This window comes from Micromonospora sp. NPDC048894 (assembly GCF_040649765.1).
In the GTDB taxonomy this organism is placed as follows: domain Bacteria; phylum Actinomycetota; class Actinomycetes; order Mycobacteriales; family Micromonosporaceae; genus Micromonospora; species Micromonospora antibiotica.
This window is the reverse complement of the sequence record NZ_JBEZFY010000004.1, coordinates 219,715-236,738: the sequence shown is the minus strand read 5'-3', so window position 1 is coordinate 236,738 and position 17,024 is coordinate 219,715. Positions and strand designations below refer to the sequence as shown.

The following is a 17,024-nucleotide window of genomic DNA, read 5'->3' as shown; positions in this document are numbered from 1 at the left end:
CCCCCCGAGGGGGTCACTGCGGCGTGGGCGGCTCCAGCAGGTGGTCGCGCAGGGCGGCGAGCTGGGCGTCGGTGACGCCGGCGTGGCGCAGGTAGTCCTCGACCGAGCCGTGCCGTCGGCGCAGCTCGACGAGGAAGAGCGACATCGCTTCGGCGGGGGAGCCCAGGAAGGGCGCGGGCGGTGCTTCGGCCTCCGGCATGGACGCCGCCAGCCAGGCGCTGAACCGCTGGGACGCCTCGCTGCTCAGCGCGTAGTCCTCGGCGATGCGGTCGTCGTCGACGCCGAGCACCGCCAGGGTCAACGCGCAGACGATGCCGGTGCGGTCCTTGCCCGCCACACAGTGCACCAGGACGGGGGCGTTGGCGCTGTCGGCGATCAGGCCGACGGCTTCGGCCAGCCCGGCGGTGCCGGTCTCGGCGAGGTCGGCGTAGCGGTCGGCGAGGTAGCGGGCCAGGCTGGACTCCGGCTCGTGGCGGGTCAGCGCCCAGTCGGCGTGTTCGGGGTGGATGTGCCGGTAGGCCAGGCCGTCCAGGTCGGGCACCCGGCCGTCCCGGTCCACCTCGGTCGGGCGGCGCAGGTCGATCACGGTGCGGATGCCGAGGGCGCTGAACGCCTCCCGGTCGGTGCCGTCGATGCGGTGTGGGGAGTCCGACCGGTAGAGGCGCCCCCAGCGGACGGTCCGGGCGTCGTGGCCGGGATAGCCGCCGACGTCGCGGAAGTTGAACATCGCGGAGAACGGGATACGGCGGCTGTCCTCGGTGGGGTTCACCCGGACACGGTAACGGCCGGCGGGGCGTGGATGCCGCCCCGCCGGCCGTCGTCGTCGATCGACGGGTCTGGTGTCCGGGGTCTGCCGGTGCGTCGGACCGCCCGCCTGTCGCCTACCGGGCGGTGCCCGGGGGGAGGTTGCCGTAGGTGTCGTCGTAGTAGCCGCCCAGCTTGTCCCGGTAGGCCGGGTCGCTGTGGCTGGTCTCGTCGTACTCGGGGGCGGCCTTGATCTGGTCCCTGGTGCGGTCGACGTGGACCTTGCGGTCGTCGTGGTCGACCTGGTTGATGGTGCCGGCGGGGAGCATCACCTTCTTGCCGAAGATCCACGGCCCGGTGTCGACGACCAGGTAGCTGCCGCCGACCTCGTGACTCGCCTCGTCGATCTTGCCGATGCCGCCGTCGGTCGCCTCGACCTTGTAGCCGACCAGGTCGGCGTCGGTGACCCCGGCCTCGTCGCGGTAGCTCCACGGGTTGAACGCCCCACCGGGGGCGCCGCCGGCGATCGCGCCCTGACCGTCGTCGACCATCGGGTCCGTGGTGCCGTGGGCGGTGTGCGGATCGAGCCTGTCCATCGGAACTCCTGCCTCGACTGTGGTAGTCGTTATCGGAGAAAAGCGCTTCGTGTCCGCATCTGGGGTACCCGAGGGGAGACGTCCCACACATCCCGTCCCGGGATGTGGATTCTGTCTCCCAGATTCGGGTGGGAGTGGCAGAGTGGCCACCGTGACCAGCTCCGCCCGCATTATTGGCAGCTAGCGCGCCGGCCTCCCCTCCGCCGAGCGCGCAGACCTCCCGCATCCGCGGGGGGTCTTTTTGTTGCCCCCCGCAAGGTTCGACGGTCCGAAGAAAGGGACTCGCGATGACGTTCCAGGTCTACGACACCACGCTGCGCGACGGCGCCCAGCGCGAGGGGCTCAGCTACTCGGTGATCGACAAGCTGGCGGTGGCCCGGCTGCTCGACGAGTTCGGCGTCGGTTTCATCGAGGGCGGGTGGCCGGGCGCGGTGCCGAAGGACACCGAGTTCTTCCGCCGCGCCCGCACCGAGCTGGACCTGCGGCACGCCCTGCTGGTCGCGTTCGGTGCCACCCGCAAGGCGGGGATCGCCGTCGCCGACGACCCGCAGGTGCGCGCGCTGCTCGACGCGCAGACCCCGGCCGTCGCCCTGGTCGCCAAGGCCGACATCCGGCACGTCGAACGCGCGCTGCGCACCACCGGCGCGGAGAACCTGGCGATGGTCCGGGACACGGTCGCCCACCTGGTCGCGCAGGGGCGGCGGGTCTTCGTCGACGGTGAGCACTTCTTCGACGGGTTCCGGCACGACCCGGCGTACACCGCCTCGGTGGTCGAGACCGCGCTCGCCGCCGGGGCCGAACGGTTCGTGCTCTGCGACACCAACGGCGGGATGCTCCCGTCCCGGGTGACCGCCGCGATCGCCGACCTGACCGCGCGGACCGGGATCGCCCCGGAGCTGTTCGGCATGCACGCCCAGAACGACACCGCCTGCGCGGTGGCCAACACGATCGCGGCCGTCGAGGCCGGGGTCCGGCACGTCCAGGGCACCGCCAACGGGTACGGCGAACGCCCCGGCAACGCCGACCTCTTCGCCGTCGTGGCGAACCTCCAACTCAAGCTCGGGCTGCCCGTCCTACCCGACGGCTGCCTGGAACAGATGGTGCGGGTCTCGCACGCCATCGCCGAGATCGCCAACATCGCCCCCGACACCCACCAGGCGTATGCCGGGGCCGCCGCCTTCGCCCACAAGGCGGGGCTGCACGCGAGCGCGATCAAGGTCGACCCGTTGCTCTACAACCACGTGGACCCGTCGGTGGTGGGCAACGACATGCGGATCCTGGTGACCGAGATGGCCGGCCGGGCCAGCATCGAGCTGAAGAGCCGCGAGCTGGGTCTTGACCTGGCCGGCCATCCGGACGCCGTGTCGAAGGTGACCACCCGGGTCAAGGAGTTGGAGGCGGGCGGCTGGTCGTTCGAGGCCGCCGACGCGTCGTTCGAGCTGCTGGTCCGTTCCGAGCTGCCGGACGCCGCCCCGGTGCGACCGTTCGCGCTGGAGTCGTACCGGGTGCTGGTGGAGCACCGGGAGGACGGTGCGGTGGTCTCCGAGGCGACCGTGAAGATCCGGGTACGCGGTGAGCGGGTGATCGCCACCGCCGAGGGCAACGGACCGGTCAACGCCCTCGACGAGGCGCTGCGGGTCGGGCTGTTGCGGTACTACCCGGAGCTGCGCCACTTCGAGCTGGCCGACTACAAGGTGCGCATCCTGGAGGGCACCCACGGCACCGGGGCGGTGACCCGGGTGCTGGTGGAGACCGCCGACGGGACCGGCCGCGACTGGACCACCGTCGGTGTGCACCCCAACGTGGTCGAAGCCTCCTGGCACGCCCTGGTCGACGCCCTCACCTACGGCCTGGACCGGGCCCGGGTCTGAGCCGCCGCCCCGGCCTCAGCGGGTGGGCAGCCGCAGGGTGGCCAGCACGGCACGGTGGTCGGTGGCGGGCACCCGGTGGACGGTGACCGCGCTGACGGCGATCCGGCGGTCGACCAGGACGTGGTCGATGGTCACCGGCGGGATCGGGGTGCCGTCGTACGGGCCCCAGGTGCCCACCAGGCCGGCCCCGACGGCGTCGGCGGCGTCCACGTAGCCGCTGGCCAGCAGGGCGCGCAGCGGGGCGTGGTCGAGGGTGGCGTTGAAGTCCCCGGCGAGGATGCCGAGCTGCCCGTCGGGGGTGGCGCGCGGCTGGCCGGCCAGGTCGGTGCGCCACTCGCCGACCACCTCGACCGACCAGGGTGCCGCCGGGTGGGCCGACTCCACTCGCAGCGGGGGTGCGTCCGGCACCGCCACCGTCGCGTACGCCTGGGTGAACGCGAAGCCGGCGTTGCGGCGGAAGCCGCCGTCGGAGAGCGGGAAACGGGCGTAGAGCCCGGAGCCGGTGGTGCCCACCTCCGGGTTGAGCTGGCGGTGGGGGAGCAGGCCGGCGAGGCCGGCCCGGTCGAGGGCGTCGCGCGCCGCCGGGGTGAACTCCTGCACGGTGAGCACGTCCACCCGGTGCCGGCGGACCAGCTCGACCAGGGTGGCCGCGTCGGCGCCGCCCTTGAGCAGGTTGGCGGTGAGTAGCCGCAGCTCGGGCCCGTCGACCGTCGGCTGCCCGGTGGGCAGGGCGCGGGGTGCCACCGCCCCGACCAGGGCCAGTGCCGCCACCGCCGCGGCCACCGCCGGCCACCGGCGTCGCAGGGCGAGGGTCAGCGTCAACACCAGCAGGCTCCACCCCGCCACGTACGGGGTGAACGCGAGCGCCTGCACCAGCGGGCCCCGGTCCAGCCCGGCGAGGCGGACCACCGCCCAGGCGAGGCCGGGGGCCACCGCCAGCCAGCAGAGCAGGGTGGCTGCGGGGCGACGGGTGGTGGGCGGCGTCAGGCTCGTGAGCACGGCGGTCAGCCTAGTGACCGACGCCGTCCGCAGCGCCCCGGCACCCATTCGTGAATGGTCGAGAGTTCATCTTTCGCAATTTTCAACATCGTTTTCGAGATGGCAAAACGGGTTGGTCCGCTATTGACGCTCCGCTTTTGTCGGTGTTAGGTTCCTCCTCGTTGAGGTGCCACAACAGAGCGTAGTAATCCCAGCTCAGGCCGGTCGGGAGTGTTGATCGGTCAACATTTCCGACGCGGATGGAGCTCTTCTGTCCGCGTCATTTCCGGCCCGTCCGCACCAGACCCATCCGGCTCTCCGAACGGTGGGCCGGCCGTATCGCCACGGTCACAAGAGGGAGACCTGTCATGGCCACATTCTTCAGGCGTAAGGCGGCGGCGGTGACGCTCGGCGTCCTGGCGCTCACCCTGGCCGGCGGCGGGATCGCCGCCGCCCAGCCCACGACCAAGGCCCCGGCCGAGGTGGCTCAGCCGGGGGCCCGGCTGGCCGGTGCCACCGGTCAGCCGCCGGTGACGGCAGCCGAAGCCAAGCAGGCCCGCGCCGCGCTGAAGGTTTCGCTCGCCCCGCCGGCTGCGGGTTCGGTCGCCTGGGCGGTCGTCACCAGCGGCGGCACCCTGCTCCAGCACTCGGCCAACGTCGTCTCGGCGACCAAGTACGGCACCGGCCAGTACCAGGTGCTGCTCGACTACAGCGTGGTCGGGAAGGCGTTCCAGGCCACCATCGGCACCAACGACCAGTTCAACGTGCCGCCGGCCGGTGAGATCTCGGTCGCGCCCCGCAACCAGACCCCGAACGGCGTCTTCATCCAGACGTACAGCTCCGGCGGATCGGCCTCGAACAAGCCGTTCCACCTGTTCGTCGCCAACTGACGCGCGGCCGCGTCGACGGTGCCGGCCCCCATCCCGGGGGTCGGCACCGTCCGTTGTGGAGCAGGTTTCCCGCCGCCGGGCGGGGGGCGACGCGCGGCACCTGACGTACCGGTCCTGCCGTCCCACGGTGTTGCCGCCCCTACGGGCGGGTCGTCCCGGTCCGGCCGGGAAAGGGTCGGCCAGGGGCGGAAATTCCGACGTTTGCCTACCCACCGCCCTGGGAAGCAAGCACCGTGACGGACATCTCGGACACCCTGGCCAGCCTGCCCAGCCCGGTCGAAGCCGACGCGGCAGGCGCCGAGTTGGAACAGACCCTCTTCGAGGTCAGACGCGTGATCGTCGGGCAGGACCGGCTCGTCGAACGACTGCTCACCGCGCTGATCGCCGACGGGCACTGCCTCCTGGAAGGGGTGCCCGGGGTGGCGAAGACGCTGGCCGCGCAGACCCTCGCCACCGTCGTCGGCGGCACCTTCACCCGCATCCAGTTCACCCCCGACCTGGTCCCCTCCGACATCGTCGGCACCCGGATCTACCGCGCCTCGACCGAGAAGTTCGACGTCGAGCTGGGCCCGATCATGGCCAACCTGGTGCTCGCCGACGAGATCAACCGGGCCCCGGCCAAGGTGCAGTCCGCGCTGCTGGAGGCGATGGCCGAACGGCAGGTCACCATCGGCGGCCGGAGCTGGCCGGTGCCGGAGCCGTTCCTGGTGCTGGCCACCCAGAACCCGATCGAGTCCGAGGGGGTCTACCAGCTCCCCGAGGCACAACGCGACCGGTTCCTCATGAAGATCGTCGTCGACTACCCGGGCGACGCCGACGAGCTGGCCATCCTCTACCGGATGAGCAGCGACCGGCCCCGCCCCCGTCGGGTGCTCGACCCGGTCCGGTTGCGCGACTACCAGCGCCGGGCCGCCCACGTCTTCGTGCACCACGCGCTCGCCGAGTACGTGGTCCGGCTGATCCTGGCCACCCGCGACCCGGGCCGCTTCGGGCTGCCGGAGATCGCCCCGCTGCTGGCGTACGGGGCGAGCCCTCGGGCCACCCTCGGCCTGGTCGCCGCCGCCCGCGCCCAGGCGCTGCTGCGGGGCCGCGAGTACGTGCTCCCCGAGGACGTCCGCGAACTCGCCGTCGACGTGCTCGCCCACCGGCTGGTGCTCTCGTTCGACGCGGTCGCCGACGGGGTCAGCGCCGAGGCGGTGGTGCACCGGCTGGTCCAGGCGGTGCCGCCGCCGGTGCTCGCCACCGGCCACCCCGAGTACACGCCCGACCTGGCGGCGGCGTGAGACCCCGGACCGCCCCGGCACCCGCCGGCCCGACCCTGGCCGACCTCGCCCCCGAACAGCGGCTGCGCCGCCTCGAACTGACCGTCACCCGCCGACTGGACGGGCTGCTCCAGGGCCAGCTGCGTGGCCTGCTGCCCGGCCCCGGCAGCGAACTCGCCGGCAGCCGCGAGTACCGCCCCGGCGAGGACGAGGTACGCCGGATCGACTGGGCGGTCACCGCCCGCACCACCGTCCCGCACGTCCGCGAGGTCGACGCCGACCGGGAGTTGACCACCTGGCTGCTGGTCGACGCCAGCCCCAGCATGGAGTACGGCACCGCCGAGCTGGACAAACGGGAACTCTCCGTGGCGGCCGTCGCCGCGATCGGGTTCCTCACAGCCGGCACCGGCAACCGGCTCGGCGCACAGGTGCTCGGCACCGACGGGCTGCGCCGGTTCCCCGCCCGCAGTGGGCGTACCCACCTGCTGAGCCTGCTCCGTGCGCTGCTGCACGCCCCCCGGGCGGACGCCGAGCCACCGGCCACCCCGCCGGTCGGCCCCGACCTGGCGGCAGCCCTCGCGGCGGTGCAACGGACCGCCGTACGGCGGGGGCTGGTGGTGGTGGTCTCCGACTTCCTCGACGGGCTCCCCGACGACCACGACACCCCGGCACCCTGGGAACCGGCGCTGCGCCGGCTCGCCGCCCGGCACCAGGTGCTCGCGGTCGAGGTGACCGACCCCCGCGAACTGGAACTGCCCGACGTCGGCCTGATCACCCTGGTCGACCCGGAGACCGGCCGGCGGCGCGAGGTGTGGACCGGTGACCCGGGGCTACGCCGCCGGTACGCCGACGCCGCCACCGCGCAACGCGCCCAGGTGGCCCGCGCGCTGCGCCGCAGCGGAGCCGGTCACCTGGCGTTGCGTACCGACCGGGACTGGACCGCCGACATCGTGCGGCACGTGCACACCCAGCGTCGGCTGGCGGCCGCGCCCGCCGCCTCCCGGGGAGGTCTCGCGTGAACTGGCAGTCACCCGTCCGGCTCCTGCTGCTGCTGGGGGTGGTCGCGCTGGCCGCCGGCTACCTGCTGGCGCAGCGCCGACGCAGCCGGTACGCCGTCCGCTTCACCAACCTGCGACTGCTCGACCGGGTCGCCCCGCAGCGGCCCGCCTGGCGGCGGCACGTGCCCGCCGGGCTCTTCCTGGCCATGCTGGCGCTGCTGGTGGTCGGCTTCGCCCGGCCCACCGCCGAGGTACGGGTGCCCCGCGAGCGGGCCACCGTGATGGTCGCCGTGGACGTGTCCACGTCGATGCTCGCCACCGACGTCGAACCGGACCGGTTGACCGCCGCCAAGGAGGCCGCCCGGACCTTCGTCGACGGGCTGCCCGACGAGTTCAACGTGGGACTTGTCGCCTTCGCCGGCAGCGCGGCGGTGCTGGTGCCGCCGAGCACCGACCGGGGCGCCCTGCACGACGGGATCGACCGGCTCGCCGAGGGGATCACCGGGGTGCAGGGCACCGCCATCGGCGAGGCGATCAGCGCCTGTCTCGGCGCGGTCAAGAGCCTCGACGACAAGGCGGCCAAGCAACCGCCGCCGGCCCGGGTCATCCTGCTCTCCGACGGGGCGAACACCTCCGGCGCGGACCCGATGGAGGCGGCCTCGGCGGCCGTCGAGGCGAAGGTGCCGGTGCACACCATCTCGTTCGGCACCCCGGGCGGGTTCGTCGACCGGGGTGGCCGCCCGATCCAGGTGCCGGTCGACGGGCAGACCCTGCGGGCGGTCGCCGACCAGACCGGGGGCGGATTCCACGAGGCGGGCAGTAGCGCCGAACTGCGCGACGTCTACGAGGACATCGGCTCGTCCGTCGGCTACCGCAAGGAACGTCAGGACATCTCCGCCCGGTTTATCGGGCTCGGGCTGGTCTTCGCCATGGGGGCGGCGGCCGGGTCGATGCGCTGGTTCTCCCGCCTGCCCTGAGGGGGACGACGCGGGCCCACCTGCCCCTGATCCGTCGCAACAGTGAGGAGCGGACGTATGGCAGTACAGACCGGTCTGGGGGAACCCCGGGGTCCCTGGTTCCTCTCACCCGACCTGGGGCCGGACGGCCGGCACCGGTGGGACGTACCGGATCCGGGGGAGGACCCGTCCCGGCGGCGCTGGCGTGGCCGGTTGTGGACCGCCGTGGCGGTGGTCGCCCTGTCCACCGTCTCCGGGGCGGCGGCCGGCGGTTGGGTGGCCGGCCAGGGCGGGGCGGGCCCGACGGCGGCCTCCGCCGCCCCGGTGCCGGCGGAACTGGTCACCGCCGCCCAGAAGACCGTCCCCGGGGTGGTGTCCGTGCTGGTCGGCGGGGGTGCCACCGGGCAGTCGGCGACCGGTTCCGGCTTCGCCATCGACAACGAGCAGCACATCGTCACCAACGACCACATCCTGGCCAAGGGGGGTGGTGGCGCGGTGACCGTGGAGATGCCCGACGGCCGCCGGTACGCCGCCGAGGTGGTCGGCCGGGAACCCGGCAGCGACCTGGCCGTGCTGAAGGTGCCGTCGGCCGCCGGGTTGGCCCCGTTGCCCCTGGCCAAGCCCCGGTCCACCCGCGTCGGTGAGCCGGTGCTCGCGGTCGGCTCGCCGCTCGGCCTGGCCGGCACGGTGACCGCCGGGATCGTCAGCGCCCTCAACCGGCAGGTACGACTGGGCACCAACCGGCGCAGCGCGGTGCAGACCGACGCGTCGATCAACCCGGGCAACTCCGGTGGCCCGTTGGTCAACGCCCGGGGCGAGGTGGTCGGGGTGAACACGGCGATCGCCACCATCGACGGCAGCGGCTCGATCGGCATCGGCTTCGCCATCCCCATCGACCAGGTGCAGCAGACCGCCGACACGATCATCGGCAAGGGCGGCTGAGCCTCCCGTGCGGGTGCGGCGGGCCGCGCCCCCGGTGACCGCGCCGCACGGCGTCGGGCGGGGGCGTTAGCCTCGCGGGGTGGACGACGGACTGCGGGTGACCGATCGGTGGACCGTGCCCGCCGCCGAGCTGCGGGAACGGTTCTCCCGCTCGTCCGGGCCCGGCGGGCAGGGTGTCAACACCACCGACTCCCGGGTCGAGCTGAGCTTCGACCTGGCCGGCACCACCAGCCTGCCCCCGGTGCTGCGGGAACGGGCGCTGGAGCGGCTCGCCGGCCGGCTGGTCGACGGGGTGCTCACCATCGCCGCGAGCGAGCACCGGGCGCAACTGGCCAACCGGGAGGCGGCCCGGGAACGCCTCGCGGCGCTGCTGCGCGCCGCCGTCGCCCCACCGCCACCGCCCCGCCGTCCCACCCGGCCCTCGCGGGGTGCCAAGGAACGCCGTCTCGCCGACAAGAAGCGGCAGTCGCAGCGCAAGCGGGACCGCCGCGCCGACGGCGACTGAGCCGCCCCCACCGGAACCGGCCGTGCACGGCGAAACCCGGGCCGGTGTGGCCCGGCGCTGCCTAGGCTGGCGGGCATGTCCACCGACACCCTGGTCACCCTCGCCGGCACCACCGCGCTCGCCGGAGCCGCCGACGGGCCGAGGATCTGCGGCGGCGACGACGCCACCGGCGTGATCGGCGCGGCCCTGGGCCACGGGGTCGGCCTGGTGGTGCTGCCGGTACGCCGGCTCGCCGTCGAGTTCTTCACGCTGCGCACCGGGGTGGCGGGCGAGGTGGTGCAGAAGTTCGTCAACTACCGGCTGCGGCTGGCCGTGGTCGGTGACATCTCCGGGCACGTCACACGGAGTACCGCGCTGCGTGACTTCGTCGTCGAAGCCAACCGGGGTGGCCAGCTGTGGTTCGTCGACACCCTGGCCGCGCTGGAGGAGCGGCTGCGCGTCGAAGCGCTTCGCCAGGATGCGGGAGGGCGTTGAGTCGGGGCACCCGGTCTGCTGGGATGTCCGTGGGAGCAAACCGGGCCGTCACCGACCGCACGTCGTCACGTGACAGGAGTCCCCTCACCATGCTCCGAAGGCCGTTCCTCTCCGCCCTGCTCGCCGCGTTCGCGGCGGTCCCCCTCACCCTGCTCGTCGGGCTGGTCGCCGCCACCCCGGCCCGGCCCGCCGCCGCCACCCCGGTCCGTGTCATGCCGCTCGGCGACTCGATCACCGGCTCGCCCGGCTGCTGGCGGTCCATCCTCTGGAACCGTCTCCAGTCCACCGGTCACACCGACGTCGACTTCGTCGGCACCCTCGGCCCGCAGGGCTGCGGCCAGCCGTACGACGGGGACAACGAGGGCCACGGCGGTTACCTGGTGACGAACGTCGCCAACCAGAACCTGCTGCCCGGCTGGCTCGCCGCCACCCGCCCCGACGTCGTGCTGATGCACTTCGGCACCAACGACGTGTGGAGCAACATCGCACCGGCCACCATCCTGGCCGCGTACTCCAAGTTGGTGGACCAGATGCGGGCCAGCAACCCGGCGATGCGGATCATCGTCGCGAAGATCATCCCGATGGCCCCGTCGAGCTGCGCCGAGTGCGGGCAGCGGGCGGTGGCCCTGAACGCCGTGATCGACGGCTGGGCGGCGGGGAAGACCACCGCCGCGTCGCCGATCGTGGTGGTCGACCAGTGGACCGGATTCAGCACCAGCACCGACACCTACGACGGGGTGCACCCCAACGCGGCCGGCGACCAGAAGATGTCCGACCGGTGGTACCCGGCGCTGGTGGCCGCCCTCGGCGGCACCACCCCGACCGCCTCGCCCACCCCGACGGTCAGCCCCACCACCCCGCCCACCCCGACGGCGAGCCCCACGGTCAGCCCCACCGGGTCACCCACGGTGGACCCGCCGACCACCTCGCCGCCGGCGGGCGTCGCCTGCACCGCCAGCTACCGGATCACCAACCAGTGGCAGGGCGGGCACCAGGGTGAGGTGACCGTGCGCAGCACCGGCACCGTGCGGACCACCGGCTGGCGGGTCACCTTCACTCTGCCCGCCGGGCAACAGATCACCCAGACCTGGAACGCCGAGCTGACCCAGACCGGCAGCGCGGTCACCGCCCGCAACGTCAACTGGAACGGCGCGCTGGCCCCGGCAGCCGAGGCCACCTTCGGGTTCCTCGGCACCCACACCGGCACCGCCACCGCCCCCACGGCGACCTGCACCGCCAGTTGACCGGCCCACCCGTGCGCCGAAGAACACCCGCAACATCGTGCTGAACCCACGAAGTAGTGGCCTCCCGGACGACGGAGGCCACTACTTCGTGGTTCGAGCGTGATCACGCAGGAGACGGGCGGGCAGCCGGCAGTCGAGGCACGCGTCGGACGGTCAGCTGTGGACAGCCCCGACGAGGTCCAGGGCGGCCAGCAGCCGGGCGCGGAGCACGGCGGCCTGCTCGGCGAAACCCCGCTGCGCCGCCGCGTACTCGGCCCGGCCCTCGGGGGTCTCCACCCGGACCGGGGGATAGCCGAGGGCCGCCAGGTCGTAGGGGCTGGCCCGCATGTCCAGCGCCCGGATCTGCCGGGCCAGCGCGAAACAGTCCGCGACCAGCTCCGAGGCGACCAGCGGGGAGAGCTTGTACGCCCACTTGTAGAGATCCATGTTGGCGTGCAGGCAGCCCGGCTGCTCCAGCGCGTGCTGGGTCTCCCGGGTGGGCTGGAGCAGGTTCAGCGGCCGGGCCGGCGCGGTGAAGAACCGGAACGCGTCGAAGTGGCTGCACCGCACGCCCCGCTCGCGTACCACGGCGGCGGTGTCGTCCGGGCTGAGCCGCAACGGCCAGGCGTTGTGCCGTACCTCCTCCTGGGTCTGCCGGTAGACCATCGCCCACTCGTGCATCCCGAAGCAGCCCAGGTGCGCCGGCCGGCCGGCGGTCGCGGCCAGCAGACCCCTGATCCAGGCGATCGAGTCGGCGCGGCGGTCGCGTACCCCGTCGGTGTCGAGGGTGACCCCGGCGGGGCCGGCGCGGTAGTCCCGGCCGAACTCGGCCGGGTCCGCGTCGCGCAGCAGCACCCCCGCACCCGGATGCCAGCGGCGCAGCTGCGCCGGGCGGTGCGAGTAGTAGGTGAACAGGAAGTCCTCCACCGGGTGCCGGCCGCCGGTGCGACGCCGGGCCAGGTGCGGGTCCAGCCAGCCGGCCACCCGCGCCTCGTGGGCCGCCCGCCGGGCCCGCCAGTCGGCCGCGTCGAGAGCGGCGGGTGCGAGGGCGGCGGTCACACCCACCAGGGTACGACCGCCGCCCGCCCCCGGTCAGCGCACGTCGCTGCCGTCCGGCGTGTCCCGCCGGGTCAGGGCACGTCCACCCGGACACCGGCGGAGAACACCCCGCTGCGCAGCTCCAACTGCTCCGGCTTCTGCATCCCGTGCACGGTGAAGACCAGCGGCAGCACCACCCGGCTGCCCGCCGACACGGGTTGGGCGAAGACGTCCCGCCCCAGGTTCGCCAGCCGGGTGGCGTCCTCGTCGGTGCTGACCCAGGTGCCCCCCGGCAGGTACGCCCGCTGGAGCTGACCGTGCCAGCTCTGCTGCTCCGCTGTGACGTTGCGGACCCCGACCGTGGCCTGGCACTGCTGGCTCGCCGCGTTCGCGGTGCCGCAGGCCACCCGGTAGACGGTGAACTCGAACGCCTTCTCCCGCAGCGGGGTCCCCACGGCACCGGACATGGTGGTGCCCGTCCAGGCCCCGGCGGTCGGCTGCTTGGTGGTGTCGATCGCGGCGACCTCCCGGGTGGCCGTCCACGCGGCGGCGAAGACCACCCCGGCGAGCACGGTCGCGGCCACCCCCACCACCAGCCACACCGACGGGTTACGTCGTCGCGCGGGCTGTCCCGGGGCGGCGGGGCGCGGGTACACCGTCCCGCCACCCGGGGCCGCCGCCGGCCCGCCGGCGTACGACGGGTGACCTGCGGCTACCGGCGCGGAGCCGGTCGGCTCGACACCGCTCACCCGTCGTCGGGCCCGCAGCCACCACCACGAACCGCCGGCCAGCAGCGCCAGCACCACCACGGCCGCCCCGAGCAGGATCGGCGGTTGCCGCCAGGCCGGCGTCGCGGGCACCGCCGCCTCCGGGACCGCTGCGCTGCGCCAGGTGGCGGTCGCGCAGTCGTACGGCTGGTCACCGTCGCTGGTGTACGCGCAGGCCGGTGCGGTCAGCGCCTGGCCCGGCGCGGTGGCGGCCAGGGCGGTGTCCAGGGTCCGGGTCGACCCGGCCGGCACGACGAGCCGCCAGGTGACCTCCCCGCCGCCGGTGGCCCCGCCCGGCCGGGTGGCCAGCCCACCCGCGCTGACCGCGGTGATCGAGGCGCCCGCCGGCACCTCCTGCCGGACCATGGTCTGCACCGTCGCGCTGCCGGTGTTGCGCACCATGATCCGGTAGCCCGGCACCGACGTCGCGGCGGGTGCCACGGCCACGGTGACCTGCGGAGCCGGTCGGGGTACGCCCGGGTTGCCGGCGGTGGTCATCCCCGGGGCGGGTGCCGTCGGGGTGACCGGCACGACCGCGCCGCTGGCCGCCACCCCGGGTGCGGCCGGGGCGGCCCGTGGGCGTACCGCCGGTGGTGGTGTCTCCCGGGCCGCCGCCACCGGCGTGGCCCAGGCGGCGAGACGGGCCGGTGCGGCGACCGCCGGGTCGAACTCACGGCCCCGGCGGCCCGGATCCGCCGCGCCGGCCGGGTCTGCTGCCGGTGCCCGGCCCGGTGCCGTGGTACGTCCCGCCCCGGTGGCGGGCTCGGCGGCCGGTGCCCGGACCACGGGCGTGCCGGTCGTCGCCGGGGTGGCCGCGGCCGGGGTGGTCGTCGCCGGCGCGCGGGGCGCGGGGTCCGTGCCGGGCAGCGCCGGTACGGCGGCGAGAATGCCCAGGCAGTTCACGAAAACCGCGAGGGCCCTGTGGTGTCGTCTCGATGCAGGCATACCAACGAACCTCCGGAGCCGACGTTAGGAGCGGGGACCCTCCGGGCGGGTACGAAGCCCCGAACCCCGCCCGCAGCGCCGACCGATGGCCTACGCTGCGCCGACGTTTCCCGGTGGCCGACGGGCGACGCCGCCGTGGGGGATAGATTGGCCGGGTGCGTATCGCTCGTTTCGCTCATGCCAAGGGAATGTCGTTCGGGGTCGTCGAGGGCGAGTCGGAGGCCGGGCCGCAGGGCCTGACCATCGCCGAGATCGACGGCCACCCGTTCGGGCAGATCCAGTTCTCGGGCGCCCGCTGGGCGCTCTCCGACGTTCGGCTGCTCTCGCCGATCCTGCCGAGCAAGGTGGTCTGTGTCGGGCGTAACTACGCCGAGCACGCCGCCGAACACGGCAACGAGGTGCCGAAGGAGCCGTTGCTCTTCCTCAAGCCGTCCACCTCGGTGATCGGCCCCCGGGACGCGATCCGGCTGCCGATCTTCTCCAAGCACGTCGAGCACGAGGCGGAGCTGGCCGTGGTGATCGGTGCGCCGGGTGCCCGCCGGGCCGACCGGGCCGCCGCCGAGCGGGCCATCTTCGGCTACACCTGCGCCAACGACGTCACCGCGCGGGATCTGCAGCGTTCCGACTCGCAGTGGACCCGGGCCAAGGGCTTCGACTCGTTCTGCCCCATCGGCCCCTGGATCACCACCGGCCTGGACGTCTCCGACCTGGAGGTCCGCTGCGAGGTGGGGCGCAACCCCGACGAGATGGAGGTACGCCAGCTCGGTCGGACCAAGGACATGGTGTTCGACGTGCCGGCGCTGGTGTCGTACATCTCGCACGTGATGACGCTGCTGCCCGGGGACGTGGTGCTGACCGGCACCCCGGCCGGGGTTAGTCCGCTCACCGACGGGGATACGGTCACCGTGCGGATCGAGGGGATCGGCGAACTCACCAACTCGGTGGTCCCGGTCGCCTGAGCCGTACGACACCCCATGTTTCCGCAGCTCAAGGGCGGTTTGGGGGATTGGATTTGGCCTGTTGGCGCGGGGAGGGTAAAGTTCCTTCCCGGCGCCACAAGGGGCCAATGGGGTATGGGGTAATTGGCAGCCCAACTGATTCTGGTTCAGTTAGTCTAGGTTCGAGTCCTGGTACCCCAGCGCAACCACAGGTTCACCCGAATCTGCGGACGCTGGATTCTGACGGTGATCGACACCGCTCCCGCCACGGGAGTCAAGTTGATCTCTGATAGAGTGCAGCTTCCCCGCCCGGCAGGGCAGGGAAGCACAAGCTATGTTCTGGCCCCGTCGTCTAGTGGCCCAGGACGCCGCCCTCTCAAGGCGGTAGCGCCGGTTCGAATCCGGTCGGGGCTACAACGCTGACAGCCCGTCCCACCTCGCTGGGGCGGGCTTCTTCGCATCCGTTCTGCCCGCCCGGCCGTTCTGCGCCGCCTGTCCGCCGGCCGTTCCGCGCCCGCCTGCCCGCCTGCCCGCCTGTCCGCCCGGGCCGTCCTGTCCGCCCGGGCCGTCCTGTCCGCCCGGCCGGGCAGACCCGCACGTGGGGCATTGTTGCGCCATCCCAGCCACCAGGCACCGCTACTTTGCCCCGGGGCGCTCACATCCCCGGGGCGCTTGTGCCCCTGGGGTGCCCGCGTCCCCGATGCTGGCCGGCGATGGCCCGGTCGGCGTACGACCGTAGGGCCCCGACCCCCGTCTTGGGGGCCGGACGTCGGTGCCGTTAGACTAATCCCGCGCCGCCCCCCGGGGCGGTGAAGCAGGAAAAGTGCCTGGCCCCGTCGTCTAGTGGCCCAGGACGCCGCCCTCTCAAGGCGGTAGCGCCGGTTCGAATCCGGTCGGGGCTACCACACGATCGGCCCGTCTCGCCCCGCGAGGCGGGCCGATCGTCATCTCTACCGCTCCCGCTCCCCGCCCCGGCCCCGCCCCCGGCCATCTCCCCTGCCCTCCCCGCTCCCGCCGGTCTCGCCTCGGTGATCAAGAGGTTTGCGTCAGTTGATCAAGAGGTTTGCGTCAGTTGATCAAGAAGTTTGCGTCACTTTGATCTCTAAACATGACGCAAACTTCTTGATCACCGAGGCGGGGCGGGGCGGGGCGAGGCGGGGCGGGGGAGGGGTGGGGGTGGGGGTGGGTTAGAGGCCGGAGAGGCGTTGGCCGGCGCGGACGACGGCCATGGCGTGGCGTTCGCCGGGGCGGCGGCCGAGGCGTTCGATCGGGCCGGAGATGCTGATCGAGGCGATCACCCGGCCGGTGCGGTCCCGGATGGGGGCGGAGACGCTCGCCACACCGGCCTCCCGTTCGGCGACGCTCTGCGCCCAGCCCCGGCGGCGTACCTCGGCGAGGGTGCGGCCGGTGAACTTGGACCGGGGCAGCAGCGGCATGACCGCCTCGGGGGGCTCCCAGGCGAGCAGGATCTGCGCGGCGGAGCCGGCCGTCATGGGCAGCACCGAGCCGACCGGGACGGTGTCCCGTAGGCCGCTGGCCCGTTCGGCGGCGGCCACGCAGACCCGTTCGTCGGCCCGGCGCAGGTAGAGTTGGGCGCTCTCCCCGGTGGCGTCGCGCAGTGCGGCCAGGAGTGGCTCGGCGGCGGTCAGCAGGACGTCCGGGGCGGCGTTGGCCAACTCGCCGAGCCGGGGCCCGGGACGCCATCGTCCCTGGGTGTCCCGGACCAGCATCCGGTGGATCTCCAGTGCCTGGGCCAGCCGGTGTGCGGTGGCTCGGGGCAGCTTGGTGCGTTCGACTAGTTCGGCCAGGCTGGCGCCGTCGACACAGGCGGCCAGGATGACCACCGCCTTGTCGAGCACGCCGACACCGCTCATACTGTGTCCCACAAGCCGAAATT

The 17,024-nt window shown here is 73.4% G+C and carries 16 protein-coding genes and 3 tRNA genes; 13 read left to right on the top strand and 6 right to left on the bottom strand.

The window, feature by feature from the left end; translation table 11 throughout:
* Positions 1-13 precede the first annotated feature (13 nt).
* The gene (locus AB0C22_RS10740; RefSeq protein WP_357534642.1) at positions 14-769 is read right to left on the bottom strand and encodes a tyrosine-protein phosphatase; all 756 of its coding nucleotides are present in this window, start codon (positions 767-769) and stop codon (positions 14-16) included.
* A 112-nt stretch (positions 770-881) separates the two neighbouring features.
* Positions 882-1,340, bottom strand: a complete 459-nt coding sequence (locus AB0C22_RS10735) for a PRC-barrel domain-containing protein (protein WP_219468125.1) — start codon at positions 1,338-1,340, stop codon at positions 882-884.
* Between the two features lie 287 nt (positions 1,341-1,627).
* On the opposite strand from AB0C22_RS10735, the gene cimA reads away from it, so the two are divergent.
* A complete protein-coding gene (gene cimA / locus AB0C22_RS10730; RefSeq protein ID WP_208567269.1) occupies positions 1,628-3,211 on the top strand; it encodes a citramalate synthase in 1,584 nt (527 codons plus the stop codon).
* 15 nt (positions 3,212-3,226) lie between these two features.
* On the opposite strand, the gene AB0C22_RS10725 is transcribed toward cimA, so the two are convergent.
* Positions 3,227-4,162, bottom strand: coding sequence for an endonuclease/exonuclease/phosphatase family protein (locus tag AB0C22_RS10725; RefSeq protein ID WP_255599088.1), 936 nt, complete (start codon positions 4,160-4,162; stop codon positions 3,227-3,229).
* 395 nt (positions 4,163-4,557) lie between these two features.
* On the opposite strand from AB0C22_RS10725, the gene AB0C22_RS10720 reads away from it, so the two are divergent.
* The 8 genes from AB0C22_RS10720 (at position 4,558) to AB0C22_RS10685 (ending at position 11,460) form a co-directional block, all read left to right on the top strand.
* Positions 4,558-5,079: a hypothetical protein gene (locus AB0C22_RS10720; RefSeq protein ID WP_219468129.1), complete on the top strand. Its 522-nt coding sequence runs from the start codon at positions 4,558-4,560 to the stop codon at positions 5,077-5,079.
* Positions 5,080-5,312: 233 nt separating this feature from the next.
* The gene (locus AB0C22_RS10715; RefSeq protein ID WP_219468131.1) at positions 5,313-6,362 is read left to right on the top strand and encodes an AAA family ATPase; all 1,050 of its coding nucleotides are present in this window, start codon (positions 5,313-5,315) and stop codon (positions 6,360-6,362) included.
* Positions 6,359-7,360, top strand: coding sequence for a DUF58 domain-containing protein (locus tag AB0C22_RS10710; protein ID WP_208567265.1), 1,002 nt, complete (start codon positions 6,359-6,361; stop codon positions 7,358-7,360). Before AB0C22_RS10715 ends, AB0C22_RS10710 begins: the two co-directional genes overlap by 4 nt.
* A complete protein-coding gene (locus AB0C22_RS10705; RefSeq protein WP_219468135.1) occupies positions 7,357-8,316 on the top strand; it encodes a VWA domain-containing protein in 960 nt (319 codons plus the stop codon). The genes AB0C22_RS10710 and AB0C22_RS10705 overlap by 4 nt, the downstream gene beginning before the upstream one ends.
* A gap of 57 nt (positions 8,317-8,373) precedes the next feature.
* On the top strand, positions 8,374-9,237 hold the full coding sequence (locus AB0C22_RS10700; RefSeq protein WP_219468138.1) for a trypsin-like peptidase domain-containing protein: 864 nt from the start codon (positions 8,374-8,376) through the stop codon (positions 9,235-9,237).
* A 79-nt stretch (positions 9,238-9,316) separates the two neighbouring features.
* Complete coding sequence (gene arfB / locus AB0C22_RS10695) at positions 9,317-9,742, top strand: alternative ribosome rescue aminoacyl-tRNA hydrolase ArfB (protein ID WP_219468141.1); 426 nt, start codon at positions 9,317-9,319, stop codon at positions 9,740-9,742.
* Between the two features lie 75 nt (positions 9,743-9,817).
* The gene (locus tag AB0C22_RS10690) at positions 9,818-10,216 is read left to right on the top strand and encodes a DUF4180 domain-containing protein (protein ID WP_219468144.1); all 399 of its coding nucleotides are present in this window, start codon (positions 9,818-9,820) and stop codon (positions 10,214-10,216) included.
* An 89-nt stretch (positions 10,217-10,305) separates the two neighbouring features.
* Complete coding sequence (locus AB0C22_RS10685; protein ID WP_357534637.1) at positions 10,306-11,460, top strand: cellulose binding domain-containing protein; 1,155 nt, start codon at positions 10,306-10,308, stop codon at positions 11,458-11,460.
* 153 nt (positions 11,461-11,613) lie between these two features.
* Here the strand turns inward: AB0C22_RS10685 and AB0C22_RS10680 are convergent, their stop codons facing one another.
* Positions 11,614-12,498, bottom strand: a complete 885-nt coding sequence (locus tag AB0C22_RS10680; RefSeq protein WP_219468150.1) for a 3-methyladenine DNA glycosylase — start codon at positions 12,496-12,498, stop codon at positions 11,614-11,616.
* 71 nt (positions 12,499-12,569) lie between these two features.
* Positions 12,570-14,189 (bottom strand): hypothetical protein, encoded by a 1,620-nt coding sequence (locus tag AB0C22_RS10675; RefSeq protein ID WP_357534635.1) that lies wholly within the window; start codon positions 14,187-14,189, stop codon positions 12,570-12,572.
* A gap of 155 nt (positions 14,190-14,344) precedes the next feature.
* On the opposite strand from AB0C22_RS10675, the gene AB0C22_RS10670 reads away from it, so the two are divergent.
* The 4 genes from AB0C22_RS10670 (at position 14,345) to AB0C22_RS10655 (ending at position 16,032) form a co-directional block, all read left to right on the top strand.
* On the top strand, positions 14,345-15,148 hold the full coding sequence (locus AB0C22_RS10670; protein ID WP_208567257.1) for a fumarylacetoacetate hydrolase family protein: 804 nt from the start codon (positions 14,345-14,347) through the stop codon (positions 15,146-15,148).
* 108 nt (positions 15,149-15,256) lie between these two features.
* Positions 15,257-15,328, top strand: a tRNA-Gln gene (locus tag AB0C22_RS10665).
* Positions 15,329-15,468: 140 nt separating this feature from the next.
* Positions 15,469-15,541, top strand: a tRNA-Glu gene (locus tag AB0C22_RS10660).
* Between the two features lie 415 nt (positions 15,542-15,956).
* Positions 15,957-16,032, top strand: a tRNA-Glu gene (locus tag AB0C22_RS10655).
* Positions 16,033-16,314: 282 nt separating this feature from the next.
* Here the strand turns inward: AB0C22_RS10655 and AB0C22_RS10650 are convergent.
* A complete protein-coding gene (locus AB0C22_RS10650) occupies positions 16,315-17,001 on the bottom strand; it encodes an IclR family transcriptional regulator (protein WP_088646078.1) in 687 nt (228 codons plus the stop codon).
* Positions 17,002-17,024: the final 23 nt, after the last annotated feature.